Annotated in this window: 12 protein-coding genes; 6 read left to right on the top strand and 6 right to left on the bottom strand. The window is 72.1% G+C overall.

The annotated features are described in order from the left end of the window. Positions 1 to 43 precede the first annotated feature (43 nt). A complete protein-coding gene (locus RAN62_RS21735; protein ID WP_305786522.1) occupies positions 44 to 850 on the bottom strand; it encodes a DUF3097 domain-containing protein in 807 nt (268 codons plus the stop codon). 90 nt (positions 851 to 940) lie between these two features. Between RAN62_RS21735 and RAN62_RS21730 the strand changes: the two genes are divergently transcribed. Continuing rightward, positions 941 to 1,723, top strand: a complete 783-nt coding sequence (locus tag RAN62_RS21730; RefSeq protein ID WP_305786521.1) for an Rv1486c family protein — start codon at positions 941 to 943, stop codon at positions 1,721 to 1,723. Next, on the top strand, positions 1,716 to 2,216 hold the full coding sequence (locus RAN62_RS21725) for an NUDIX domain-containing protein (protein WP_305786520.1): 501 nt from the start codon (positions 1,716 to 1,718) through the stop codon (positions 2,214 to 2,216). Before RAN62_RS21730 ends, RAN62_RS21725 begins: the two co-directional genes overlap by 8 nt. 2 nt (positions 2,217 to 2,218) lie before the next feature. Here the strand turns inward: RAN62_RS21725 and RAN62_RS21720 are convergent, their stop codons facing one another. Together RAN62_RS21720 and RAN62_RS21715 are read right to left on the bottom strand one after the other, a co-directional pair. After that, positions 2,219 to 2,599, bottom strand: a complete 381-nt coding sequence (locus RAN62_RS21720) for a hypothetical protein (RefSeq protein WP_305786519.1) — start codon at positions 2,597 to 2,599, stop codon at positions 2,219 to 2,221. Further along, complete coding sequence (locus RAN62_RS21715; RefSeq protein ID WP_305786518.1) at positions 2,583 to 3,353, bottom strand: alpha/beta fold hydrolase; 771 nt, start codon at positions 3,351 to 3,353, stop codon at positions 2,583 to 2,585. Before RAN62_RS21715 ends, RAN62_RS21720 begins: the two co-directional genes overlap by 17 nt. Positions 3,354 to 3,376: 23 nt before the next feature. Here RAN62_RS21715 and RAN62_RS21710 point away from each other — a divergent pair, with 23 nt between their 5' ends. Both RAN62_RS21710 and RAN62_RS21705 read left to right on the top strand, forming a co-directional pair. After that, the gene (locus RAN62_RS21710) at positions 3,377 to 4,201 is read left to right on the top strand and encodes a PIG-L family deacetylase (protein WP_305786517.1); all 825 of its coding nucleotides are present in this window, start codon (positions 3,377 to 3,379) and stop codon (positions 4,199 to 4,201) included. Between the two features lie 138 nt (positions 4,202 to 4,339). After that, a complete protein-coding gene (locus RAN62_RS21705) occupies positions 4,340 to 4,954 on the top strand; it encodes a TetR/AcrR family transcriptional regulator (RefSeq protein WP_305786516.1) in 615 nt (204 codons plus the stop codon). A gap of 523 nt (positions 4,955 to 5,477) precedes the next feature. Here RAN62_RS21705 and RAN62_RS21700 read toward each other — a convergent pair. Next, the gene (locus RAN62_RS21700) at positions 5,478 to 7,658 is read right to left on the bottom strand and encodes an MMPL family transporter (protein WP_305786515.1); all 2,181 of its coding nucleotides are present in this window, start codon (positions 7,656 to 7,658) and stop codon (positions 5,478 to 5,480) included. 178 nt (positions 7,659 to 7,836) lie between these two features. Here RAN62_RS21700 and RAN62_RS21695 point away from each other — a divergent pair, with 178 nt between their 5' ends. Both RAN62_RS21695 and RAN62_RS21690 read left to right on the top strand, forming a co-directional pair. Further along, positions 7,837 to 8,421, top strand: coding sequence for a TetR/AcrR family transcriptional regulator (locus RAN62_RS21695; RefSeq protein WP_305786514.1), 585 nt, complete (start codon positions 7,837 to 7,839; stop codon positions 8,419 to 8,421). Between the two features lie 993 nt (positions 8,422 to 9,414). Continuing rightward, on the top strand, positions 9,415 to 10,041 hold the full coding sequence (locus RAN62_RS21690; protein WP_305786513.1) for a GNAT family N-acetyltransferase: 627 nt from the start codon (positions 9,415 to 9,417) through the stop codon (positions 10,039 to 10,041). Here the strand turns inward: RAN62_RS21690 and RAN62_RS21685 are convergent. Together RAN62_RS21685 and RAN62_RS21680 are read right to left on the bottom strand one after the other, a co-directional pair. Then, positions 9,987 to 10,820 (bottom strand): HAD-IIA family hydrolase, encoded by an 834-nt coding sequence (locus tag RAN62_RS21685; protein ID WP_438874533.1) that lies wholly within the window; start codon positions 10,818 to 10,820, stop codon positions 9,987 to 9,989. The two genes, RAN62_RS21690 and RAN62_RS21685, sit on opposite strands and share 55 nt — an antisense overlap. After that, positions 10,763 to 11,791, bottom strand: a complete 1,029-nt coding sequence (locus RAN62_RS21680; protein WP_305786511.1) for a ferrochelatase — start codon at positions 11,789 to 11,791, stop codon at positions 10,763 to 10,765. The genes RAN62_RS21685 and RAN62_RS21680 overlap by 58 nt, the downstream gene beginning before the upstream one ends. Positions 11,792 to 11,824 lie beyond the last annotated feature (33 nt).

Raw genomic sequence — 11,824 nt, 5'->3', positions numbered from 1 at the left:
GCTAGGCGACCCTGGGCGCCCGCACCGGGCATTCGGGGATTATCTACTCCGCGGGCTCGGTGACGAAGTCGATGAGGCGTTCCATGGCGTTGATCAGGGGCGTCTCGACGTCCTTGTAGCTGCTGACGCTCGCGAGGATGCGGCGCCACATCTCGTACGGCTCGGCGATGCCCACCGCGCGGCAGACGCCCTCCTTCCAGTCCTGGCCGCGCGGGATGTCGGGCCAGGCGCGCAGGCCCACGCTCGCCGGTTTCACCGCTTGCCAGACATCGATGTACGGATGACCGGTCACCAGCACGTTCGGATCGGTGACCGCCGCGACGATGCGGCTCTCCTTCGAGCCCGGGACGAGGTGATCGACGAGGACGCCGACGCGGCGCCCGCGGCTGGGACGGAAATCACGGACGGCGCCGGCGAGGTCGTCGATGCCGTCGAGGGGTTCGACGACGACGCCCTCGATGCGCAGGTCGTCGCCCCAGATGCGTTCGACCAGGGCGGCGTCGTGGATGCCCTCGACCCAGATGCGGCTGGCCTTGGCGACCTGCGCCTTGACGCCGGCGACCGCCACCGAGCCGGAGGCCGTGCGCTGCTGTCGCGGAGCGGCCGGGGCGGCGGCCGGGCGGCGGAGCGTGACCAGCTGTCCCTCGAGGAGGAAGCCGGCCGGCTCCAGGGGGAAGTTGCGGCGCTTGCCGTGCCGGTCCTCGAGGACCACGGCGCCGTACTCGAAGCCGACCACCGCCCCGCAGAAGCCGGCGCCGGCGTCCTCGACGACCAGGCCGGGCTCGGCGTCCACCTCGGGTATGACCTTGCGGCGCCGCCAGTTGCCCGAGAGCACGTCCTCCCCATACATGAAACGCACCGTAACTCCCGTACGCCCGGACACGCCGGTCCGACGCTCCGGCCGAGACAAGTTCGCGCGATGGCACGTACCCTTGCCTGCATGTCCCCCGCAGCAGATGCGGCGACGCTGACGGCGCGCCGGTCGACCCGGTTCGTCGCTTGGGTACGCGCCTGGCGCGCCGGTCTCGTGCCCTTCGACGAGCTGGCCGACGAGATCGCCGGTGACGAGGAACACCTCGTCACCGACGCCCCGGGCACGTGGACCGACGTGTCCCTGACCCAGGCCCTGCCGACGCTGGCCAAGCTGCACCCCGACGACATCCGCCTGGTGCTGCCCGTGCCCGGCGACCCGCGCGGCCTGCCCGGCCCCGGCGAGCTGACCGGCGCCGCGATGCTGGCGGGCGAGGCGGTGATGACCCCGGACTACGGGGTGGTTCCCGAGGTACGCACCCACACGTCGGGCTCCGGTGTGACGTTCGAGACGGTGTTGTGGCGCTTCCATCCCGTCGCCGACTACAAGCCGGTGTTCCAGATGGGCTCGGCGGAGGCCGAGGCCGAGCTGACCCGCGTGCTGGCCGAGGCGACGACCCAGCTGGCCCGCCTCGACATCGCCCAGTGGCGCCCGGAGCTGGCCGGCGCCCTGCAGGCCCTGCGCCGCCCGGAGAGCACGGCGACCCTGCCGCCCGGCTTCGACCCGCGCTCGCGGCGGCTGTTCGCCCGGGCCAGCATCCTCGACCAGGTCCTCGCCCTCGCCGAGCACAACGCCCCGGGCGGCGCGGTCAACAACTACGAGGCCCAGCAGCGCGACGCCGCCCTGCGCCCGCTGATGAGTGCCTGCCGCCAGGCCCTCGTCGCCGCCTGCAACTCGCCGCTGCATGCCTGACCGCTACGCGCACTGCACGTTCTGCGGTGCGCGCTTCACCCCCGGTCAGCCCTGGCCGCGCCGCTGCGCCGCGTGCGGCGAGACCAGCTATCTCAACCCGAAGCCGGTCGCGGTCGCCCTGCAGCCGGTCGGCGCGGGCCTGCTCGTGATCCGGCGCGCGGTCCCGCCCGCCGCCGATCGGCTCGCGCTGCCCGGCGGCTTCATGGAGACCGGCGAGACCTGGGAGGAGTCGGTCGCGCGGGAGCTGGCCGAGGAGACCGGCGTACGCGCGGATCCCGCCGACGTCCGCCTGTTCGACGCCGTCAGTGCGCCCGACGGCACGCTGCTCATCTTCGGTCTGCTGCCGGCCCTGGCGTCCGTCGCCGACCTCCCCGAGCACGCGGACGACGAGACCCGGGGGCGCGAGGTGCTGACGCGCCCGGAGCCTTTGGGCTTCGAGCTGCACACCCGCGCCGCGAACCGCTGGTTCGAGCAGATCGCCGCGGGCTTCTGAGCTCACCACTCACCGTGGAGGGTGCGCGCCAGCGCGTCCCGGAACACCTGATCGCGCCGGGCCACCTCGGCGATCCGCTGCTCGAGGGCCGCGGTCGCCACCGGGTCGGTGGGGTTGGCGCGCAGCACCGTGAGCGCGGCCCACGTACGCGGGTCGGACCGGCCCAGCGCCCCGAGCAGGTCGACGACGCGCCGGTCGGCCGCGGGCTCGGTCGTGCCGTAGAGGGCCTGCCGAAAATACGCCGAAGCCGCGGCGGTGGCGACCGCAGCATGATCACCACGCTCCCCGTCCGTGCCCGGCAGACGATTCCCGTTCCTCCCCGGCGGGCGCTCTCCGCCCGTCTCCGGCTGACGATCCGTGCCTTTCTCAGGTGGACGCTCCATGCTGCTCTCTGGCGGACAGGAACTCGTCGATGAGCGTGATCAGGCGCACCGGGGTCTCGTCCATGGCGTAGTGGCCCGCCTCGGCCAGCACCTCGAGCCGCCCGTTCGGATAGGCGGGCAGCCACGTCGCCTCCATCACCGCCGCACTGATCGCCGGATCGTGCGCGCCGACGATCGCGAGGGCGGGAACGGGACTGCCGGCGACGCGGGCGGCGAAATCGGTGCGGGCCCACGATTCCAGGTACGCACCGAAGGCCGCGGCGTCGGAAGAAGCCAAATTCTCCCGTACGAGCGCATCGACCCACCGTGGCGCGAGCCGGTTGCCGGTGACGAGGTCCACGATGGTGCGCCGGTGCTCGGCACTGCCGGCTGCCCCGGAGAAGAGCGCCCAGCCCTGCTCGTCGAAGGGCACGCCGCTCGCGGGCACCGGGCTGATGCCGATCAGGTGCGTGACCCGGCCGGGCGCGTCGGCGAGCAGGTGCTGCGCCGCGCTGCCGCCCATCGAGTGCCCGACGACCGCGAAACGGTCCCAGCCCCGCTCGTCCGCGACCGCGAGCGCGTCGGCGGCCATCTCGGCCACGGTGTGCTCGCCGGCCACGTCCCGGCGTTGCCCGTACCCCCGGAAGTCGGGAAAGACCCACGTCTGCCGCTCGCGGTCGATCAGGTCCGGCAGATGACCCCAGCCGCGCGCGGAGCCGAACCACCCGTGCAGCGCCAGGACCCGCAACGGTCCGCTGCCCACAGTCGTCATCATGATCCCTTCTCTAAGGTGACACCATGACTCTCACACTGATGGCGGTGCACGCACACCCCGACGACGAGGTGACCAGCACAGGCGGGGCCCTCGCCCGGTACGCGGCCGAGGGGCTCACCACCATCGTCGTGACCTGCACCGACGGCCGCTGCGGCGACGGGCCGGACGGCGTCAAGCCCGGCGACCCGGGTCACGACCCCGAGGCCGTCGTGGCCACCCGCCGCCGCGAGCTGGAGGCCAGCTGCGCGACCCTCGGCGTCACCCATCTGGAGACGCTGGGCTATCACGACTCCGGCATGATGGGCTGGCCGGCCAACGAGGCGCCCGGCGCCTTCTGGACCACCCCGGTCGACGAGGCCGCCCAGCGCCTGGCCGAGCTGATCCGCCGCCACAGCCCCGACGTCGTGGTCACCTACGACGAGAACGGCGGCTACGGCCACCCCGACCACATCCAGGCCCACCGCGTCACGATGGCCGCGGTCGCCCTGGCCGGAGGCCCGGCCAAGGTCTACTGGAGCGTCGTGCCCGAGTCGTGGGTGCAAAACTTCCAGGAGCGGCTGCAAGAGCTCGGCATCACCTGGGAGGAGCCCGCCGACCAGACCGAGACGCCGCCCGAGGGCCTGCCCGACGACCAGATCACCACCTGGCTGGACACGAGCGAGTTCACCGACCAGCAGTACGACGCCCTCGCCGCCCACGCCAGCCAGGGCGACAGCGCCTTCTTCCTCAACCTGGGCAAGGAGGGCTTCGCCAAGCTGATGCGCACCGAAACCTACGTCCGCGTCCACGACACCACCGGCGCCCCGCTCCCGGAGGACGACCTCTTCGCCGGCCTCCGCCCGTCCTGAACCCGACACGCCGCCCCGCCCGTCCTGAACCCGACACGCCGCCCCGCCCGTCCTGAACCCGGTGCGCCGGCGGCATCGACGGTCAACCGATCGCGGGTGCCGCACGGCCGGCCGCGGCCCCTGTGCCACAGTGAGGGCGTGCCGAAGCGGGTCGATCACGAGGTGCGGCGAAGGCAGATCGCCGAAGCCGTCTGGCGCATCGCGGCAACCCGCGGCCTCCAGGCGGCCACCCTGCGCGAGGTAGCCACCGAAGCCGGCGTCTCGGTCCGCCTCGTCCAGTACTACTTCGCCACCAAGGACCGCCTCCTCGCCGACGCCCTCCACTACCTGACCCGAGCCATGGCCGACCGCATGCGAACCCGCCTCCGCGAACTGGGCCGCCCGCCCGGCCCCCGCGACATCATGCGGATCTGCCTGATCGAAGCCCTCCCCACCGACGACGAAAGCCTCATGATGGCCCGCGTCCACGGCGCCTACTATTCCGCTGCCCTGGCCGACCCGTCCCTCGCCTCCGCCGCCGCGGCAGGACCGGACCCCCTCCCCCAGGACTCGATGGAGAAGGTCCTCACCACCCAGATCCGAAGCGCCCAGCAAACCGGCCACATCCCCCCGACCGCCGACCCCACCCAGGAAGCCCGCACCCTCGGAGCCCTGGCCGCCGGCCTCTCCTCCATGGTCCTGGTCGGCGCCCGAACCCCCGAAGAAGCCGTCGACGTCATCACCTACCGCCTCAACGCCCTCTTCACCCCCTGACCTCCACCCCGCCGACCAACCGCCCTGCGCCACGCGACCGTCCCACCCTCGACACGCCTCGGCGCCGGCGAGCTGATCTTCTGCACGGTTTCGTCCTTCCTCCGTAGCCGTGCAGGCCAACCGGTCTTCCTCCGTGGTCGGGCGGGCAACCGGTGGGCGAGCCCGGCAGCCCATGGTCAGGCGTAGCAGCCGGTGCCCGCGCGCGGCAGCGGGCGCCCGAGTGCGGCGTTGCGCGCCCGAGCACGGCGTTGCGCGCCCGAGCACGGGCGTTGCGCGCCCGAGCACGGGCGTTGCGCGCCCGAGCACGGGCGTTGCGCGCCCGAGCACGGCGGCCGGTGCACGAACCCGGCGGACAGCGCACGAACCCGGCGGACGGCGCTCAAGCGCGACGGCCGGAGCCCGAGCGCGGCAGCCGGCGCTCGAGCGCGGCGGTGCACGCCCGAGCGCGGTCGGCACTCGAAAGCGACGGCCGGTGCCCAGCGCGACTGCCGGTGCCCGAGCGCGGCGGGCGGTGACGGGTGGGTCAGATGTGTTGGAGTTCGCGCTCGGGTTCGGTGGCGGCGAGGTGCTTGGTGAGCTGCTCGCCTTCGACGTCGACGTTGGGGAGGGCTCGGTCGAGCCAGCGGGGCAGCCACCAGGCGGAGCGGCCGAGCAGGGACAGGACGGCCGGGACGATGGTCATGCGGACCAGGAAGGCGTCCACGGCCACGCCGAAGGCCAGGGCGAAGCCGATCGACTTGATGATCGTGTCGTCGGCCAGGACGAAGCCGGCGAAGACGCTGATCATGATGAGGGCAGCCGCGGTGACCACGCGGGCGCCGTGCTTGACGCCGCTGATGATTGCCTCGTCGGGGGCGGCGCCGTGCACGTAGTCCTCGCGGGCGCGGCTGACCAGGAAGAGCTCGTAGTCCATGGCCAGGCCGAAGAGGATGCCGATCAGGAAGATCGGGATGAACGAGACGAGCGGGCCGGTGGAGTCGACGCCGAAGAGGTCCGCGAGCCAGCCCCACTGGAAGACCGCGACCAGCGCCCCGAACGCCGCCACGACCGACAGCAGGAAGCCCAGCGTGGCCTTGACCGGCACCAGGATCGAGCGGAAGACCAGCATCAGCAGAATGAAGGCCAGCCCGACGATGACCGCCAAGTAGGGCAGCAGCGCGTCGCTGAGCTTCTCGGACACGTCGATGTTGATCGCGGCCGTGCCGGTGACGGCGAGCGTGGCTCCGGTCGCCGCGGTGAAGCCCGACTCCTGGGCTCGGATCGCGTGCACGAGGTCTTTGGTGTCCTCGCTGGTGGGCCCGCTCTTCGGGATCACATTGAGCAGGGCCGTGTCGCCGGCCTGGTTGGGCGTCGGCGGGGTGACGAGGACGACGTCGGCAAGACCGGAGATGATCTTCTGCGCCTGGGCGCCGGCCGTGGCGGCCTGCCCGGCGGGGGCCTCGACCACGATGACCAGCGGTCCGTTGAAGCCGGCGCCGAAGCCCTCGGCGAGCTGGTCGTAGGCCTTGCGCTGGGTGGAGTCCGGTGCTGCCGAACTGTCGTCCGGCAGGGCCAGGCGCAGGTCCAGCGCGGGAATCGCCACGACACCGATCGCGAGCACGGGCACCAGCAGCGCGAGCACCCGGTGCTTGACGACGGCACGGGCCCAGCGCTCACCCGCCGGCGTCTTGCCGGTCGGCTCGGCGGCACCGGCGCGCTGCTTCTTGGGCAGCACCTTGGTGCCGGCAAAGCCCAGCAGGGCCGGCAGCAGCGTGAGGCTGATGACCACGGCGACCGCGACGGTGCCCGCGGCGGCGAAGCCCATGGCGGCCAGGAACGGGATGCCGACAACGGCGAGGGCGGCCAGGGCGATGACGACCGTCAAGCCCGCGAACACCACGGCGGAACCGGCGGTGCCCACGGCGCGGGCGGCAGCCTCCTCGGGATCCCGGGCGCCGAGCTCGTGCCGATAGCGGGTGACGATGAACAGCGCATAGTCGATGCCGACGGCCAGGCCCAGCATCAAGGCGAGCGCCGAGGTGCTGCCGGACAGGTCGAAGAAGCCGGTGGCGATCTGGATCCCGGCCATGCCGACGCCCACGCTGACGATCGCGGTGAGCAGGGGCAGTCCGGCCGCCACGAGCGCACCGAACGTGACGAGCAGGACCACGGCGGCCACGACGACGCCGAGCACCTCGGTGGCTCCGGCCTCCGTGCCCGCCTGCGTGGCGTCGCCGCCGTATTCGACCCCGACGCCGGCGCTCTTCGCGGTGTCGCCCGCCGCGAGCAGGGCTTCCTTGTCGGCCTCGGTCAGGTCGACGGCAGCGACCCGGTAGGTGACCGTCGCGTAGGCGGTCTGCCCGTCCTGCGACACGGTCTGCGACTCGTAGGGGTCGGCAACCGCGGCCACCTGCGGGGCGGTTTGCAGCTTGGCGACGGCCCGCTCGATGGCGGCCTTCGGCGAGCCACCGGTCAGCGTCGCGTCGCCGGAGACGGTGAACACGACCTTGGCGGACGCTGTGTTGCCGCCGCCGCCCATCTTCTCCCCGATCACGTCGAGGGCCCGGGACGACTCCGTGCCGGGGATGGAGAAGGCGCTGGTCGTGGAGCCGGACAGCGTCACCGCGCCCACTCCCAGGAGCGCCAGGACCAGCACCCACAACGCCAGCACAAGGCGCCTCCGCCGGAACGAGAACCGCCCCAACCTGTACAGCAACGTCGCCATCGCACTCTCCCTCGCCTGCTCGTTACCGGCTCATCTATGCCGTTCGGCGCTTCCCAGCATCGGCTTAAACTTGACGCTCGGCCAGTTTATTTCTTGCCATGCGGCCAGTATCACACTTGCCTTCCGGCTAGTACCAGGCTTGCCGTATGGTTAGTTTTCCAGCGAGGGAGGCGATACCATGGCAGCGGGCACGAGACCCCGGGGGGCCGGGCGGGTCCAGGTTCTCGAGACCGCGCGGCGGCTCTTCACGCTGCACGGTGTCGAGGGCACGTCCCTGCAGGCGATCGCGGACCTGATGGGCGTCTCGAAGGCTGCTGTCTACTACCACTTCAAGACCAAGGACGATTTGGTACGCGGCGTCCTGGAGCCGATCATCGCCGGGATCGCCGAGCTGGCTCGTGTCATCGGGGCCCAGCGGGGTCGCAATGCCCGGCTGGACGCGATGCTCATCGGCATCGTCGACCTCGCCGTCGCGCACAACGACGAGTTCCAAGTGGTCATGGGCGACCCCTACATCGGCAGCGTGCTGCAGGCCGAGGTCGACGCGCTGGGCTTCGCCGAGCTCGCCGAGTCCTTGGCGCTGACGGGCACCGACCCCGCCACGATGGCGACCCGCGTGGCGCTGTCGGTCTTCGTCACGGGCCTGCGCGGCCCGCTGACCGATCCGGAGCTGCTGGCCCTCGGCGACGCCGCCCTCCGCGAGCACCTGATCGAGAGCGGCCGCCGCCTGCTCGGCATCCGCCGCCGACCCCACGCCCTCTGACACGCCCTCACGCCCCCTCCGACCCCGCCCCGCGCGAGCACCTGATCGAGAGCGGCCGCCGCCCGCCCGGCATCCGCCGCCGACCCCACGCCCCCTGACACGCCCTCACGCCCCCTCCGACCCCGCCCCGCGCGAGCACCTGATCGAGAGCGGCCGCCGCCGGCCTCACGCCCTCCGGCCCGCCCCGCGCAAGCACCTGATCGAGAGCAGCCGCCGCCGGCCACGCGCCCCCTGGCCCGCGCTCACGCCCTCCCCGTAGCCGCCCTCAAGCCCCTGAGGCGAAGCCCCAGCGTCGACAGCCGGCCCGCCCGGACATCCCGGGTCACAGCAGCGGTGTCGGCGAGTCGGCCACGCGGGACACCGCCGGCGAGGATTACGGCAAGGGATGGGAGTCCGACATCACGGGCGGCGAGGCGGCGTGGGGAGGCCCTTGCGAGACGGCGCGGTGCGGGGACGGCCATGGCGTGCTAGCTCGGTGTCGAGCTTGTCAGGCTGAGCGGTGACGTCACCCATGAGGTCAGCGGGCTGTGCGGCGAGGTCGCCCCAGAAGATCAGCGGGCTGAGCGGTGACGTCGCCCCTAGGTCAGCGGGCCGTGCGGCGAGGTCGCCCATGAGGTCGGCCCCTCCGGCGACCATGCGATCCGGGTCGTCGGACCTCCACGCGACAACGCGCGCGAGGCGACCCACGCGGAACCACCCGAGCACCATGAATGCGGGCAAGGTAACGAGGGCGCGGCCGAGGACGAGGACCGCTCGAGGGCACCCACGCGGAACCGCGCAAGCACAACGGCCCGGGCGCTCTCGCTCCCGGAAAGAGGAGGGGCGCGGCGCGACGCGGGTGGTCCGGATGGGGCGGGAGCCGGTGCCCACGCCGACGTTCAACCCCGTGCGGGCGTCACCGCAGGCGGCCCCGATGGGCGAGGCGATCCGATCGCGTCGTAGTGGAATGCCATGCCTCGACTATGTGGTATGACGCTACGTGAGGTGCAAGCCATGACCTATGAGATCCGTCCCCTGGACGCGTCGACCTGGGACGCGTTCGCCGCCCTGGTCGAGCGCAACAACGGCGTCTTCGGCGGCTGCTGGTGCATGGGCTTCCACGGGGGGCTGTCCCGGCGTGACCCCGGCCTGAACAAGACAGCGAAACAGCAGCGGGTGCTCGGCGGGCAGGCGCACGCCGCGCTCGTCTTCGACGGGGGCGACTGCGTGGGCTGGTGTCAGTTCGGCTCACCGCAGGAAGTGCCGGCGATCAAGAACAGAGCCGCGTACGAGCGGGACCGGCCGGTCCCGCCCGATTGGCGGATCGCCTGCAACTTCGTCGGGAAGGGGCACCGGCGGCAAGGGGTCGCCACGGCCGCGCTGGCCGGGGCGCTCGATCTCATCGCGGAGCTCGGGGGCGGGACCGTGGAGGGCTACCCGGAGAGCGCCGGCTCCGTGGCAGCCGGCTTTCTTTTCACGGGGCGCTCTCGACGTACGAGAAGATGGGTTTTGTCCGTGATCGTCAGATCGGCAAGCATCGCTGGGTGGTGCGGAAGACCCTGGCCCCCGCGTGAGGGGCCAGGGCATCAGATCTCGCCGATCAGATCCGCCACGCTGTCGACGATGCGCGACGGGCGGTAGGGATAGCGCTCGCTCTCCTCGCGCGTGCTGATCCCGGTCAGCACCAGGATCGTCTCCAGCCCGGCCTCGAGCCCGCACAGCACGTCGGTGTCCATCCGGTCGCCGATCATGGCGGTGCTCTCGCTGTGGCCGCCGATGACGTTGAGGGCCGAGCGCATCATCATCGGGTTGGGCTTGCCGACGAAGTACGGCTCGACGCCGGTCGCCTTGCTGATCATCGCGGCGACCGAGCCTGCGGCCGGCAGCGCGCCCTCGTTGGACGGGCCGGTGGCGTCGGGATTCGTACAGATGAAGCGGGCGCCGTCGTTGATCAGCCGGACGGCCTTGGTGATGGCCTCGAAGCTGTAGGTGCGCGTCTCGCCGAGCACGACATAGTCCGGCGAGAACTCGGTCAGGATGTAGCCGGCCGCGTGCATGGCCGTGGTCAGGCCGGCCTCGCCGATGACGTAGGCCGTGCCGCCCGGGCGCTGGTCGGCCAGGAACTGCGCGGTCGCCAGCGCGGCCGTCCAGATCGACTGCTCGGGCACGTCGAAGCCCATGCGGGCCAGGCGGGCCTGCAGGTCACGCGGCGTGTAGATGGAGTTGTTGGTGAGGATGAGGAACGGCTTGCCGCTCTCCTTCATCCGGTTGACGAACTCCGGGGCCCCCGGCACCGGCACGCCCTCGTGGACGAGGACTCCGTCCATGTCGGTCAGCCAGGATTCGATGGCCTTGCGCTCGGTCATGAGGCTCCTCGTCGTTGCGGGGCCGGGCAACAGTCGGCCGGGCAGACGTCCCAGACCGGCAGACTACCGAGCCGGTCGCGGTCGACGCCCGCGGTGCGCTCCTGGACGAGCTCGCGGATCATCGTGACGAACGCCGGGTGGGTGCCGGGCGTGGCCGCGCGGGCGTAGCCCAGGCCCAGCTCCCCGGCGGTCTCCTTGGCCTCGTTGTCGAGGTCCCAGATGACCTCGAGGTGGTCGGAGACGAAGCCGATCGGGCTGACCACGACGTCGGTCACGCCCTCCTTGGCCAGGGCCTTCAGGTGATCGTTGATGTCGGGCTCGAGCCACGGCACCTGCGGCGGGCCGGAGCGGCTCTGCCACACCAGGTCCCACGGCAGGTCGCTCGCGGCCTGGGCGTGCACCAGGGCGGCGGTCTCGTTGAGCTGCGCCTCGTAGCGGCCGCCGGTCGGGCCCGCGGTCGCCGCCATGGAGTTGGGGATCGAGTGCGCGGTGAACACCAGGCGGGTGCTCGCGCGGCGGGCCGGGTCGAGGGTGCCCAGCGCGGAGCGGACCGCCTCGACGTGCGGGCCGACGAAGCCCGGGTGGTCGTGGAACTGCCGCAGCTTGGTGATCGCCGGCGCGCCCGGGCCGACCTTCGCGCGGGCCTGCGCGATGTCCTCCCAGTATTGCTTGCAGGACGAATAGCCCCCGTACGCGCTGGTCGCGAAGCCCAGCGCCGACGTGATCCCCTCGTCGCGCATCTGCGCCACGGTGTCGGCCAGCATCGGGCCCCAGTTGCGATTCCCCCAGTACGCGGGCAGCTGCACCCCGTGGGCGGAGAAGTCGGCTTGGACCGCGGCCAGCAGGTCGCGGCACTGCTGGTTGATCGGCGACACCCCGCCGAAGTGGTAGTAGTGCTCGGCGACCTCGGCGAGCCGTTCCTCGGGGACACCGCGCCCGCGCGTCACGTTGCGCAGGAACGGCATCACGTCGTCGGGATGCTCGGGGCCGCCAAAGGAGAGCAGGAGAAACGCGTCGTACGCCACCGGACCATCCTCCCTCGCCCGGCCCGGTGGCGC

This window comes from Symbioplanes lichenis, assembly GCF_030709675.1.
GTDB lineage: Bacteria > Actinomycetota > Actinomycetes > Mycobacteriales > Micromonosporaceae > Actinoplanes > Actinoplanes lichenis.
The sequence above is the reverse complement of the archived record's forward strand: the minus strand, read 5'-3'. Positions and strand labels throughout refer to the sequence as shown.